Genomic DNA, 579 nt, shown 5'->3' with positions numbered 1-579 from the left:
AAAAACCCATAGAAGGTGCCCACGCCGGGGGTATGCCCGTATTCAAACCCACTGAGGACCGCATACAAGGGACAGCGCTGCAATTGCTGCACCCATCGGGTGATCGACGGTTCCCCGACTTCGAGCATGAGGAGATACGACCGGAGCAGGTCGGCGGGATCCCACGGCCGGGGCCCCCGCAACGAAAAGGTTTCGTGCAGCAATCGCGCCGTGTCGGAGAGGTCGGTCCGCCAGAACTTGGCGACCAGGGCCCAATCGGGCGCGACAAACTGCAGCGCGCCGGGGGCATAATGCCGGCGCAACTGTGCCTGGACAAACGCTTGATAGGCGGGATGCGATCGGACAATCGGGAACACACGTGCCACCCCAATTCCGCGAAGATAGAGCGTGCAAACGCCCTTCTCGGCGATTGTGGAGAGGCCGTGGAAAAGTCAACTTTTAAGGTGCGCGGTGGCTATATCGGGGTACGGAATTGCCAATTCATCGGCCCCGGACGGCGGCCGGGCGTGGGGGCAAATGGCCCTGGCGTTCGGGGCAGAATCCTTGCCCCATCTGCAAAACGGAATCCCGAGAGGCTAT

At 61.8% G+C, this 579-nt stretch carries 1 pseudogene; it reads right to left on the bottom strand.

The features are described from left to right. Positions 1-356: pseudogene (locus HIJ39_RS23345) on the bottom strand (hypothetical protein); the annotation flags it as partial. Between the last annotated feature and the right edge of the window lie 223 nt (positions 357-579).

Source organism: Sulfobacillus harzensis, from assembly GCF_012933365.1.
Lineage (GTDB): Bacteria > Bacillota > Sulfobacillia > Sulfobacillales > Sulfobacillaceae > Sulfobacillus_B > Sulfobacillus_B harzensis.
Note: the sequence above shows the minus strand (reverse complement) of the source record. Positions and strands in the feature narration are given on the sequence as shown.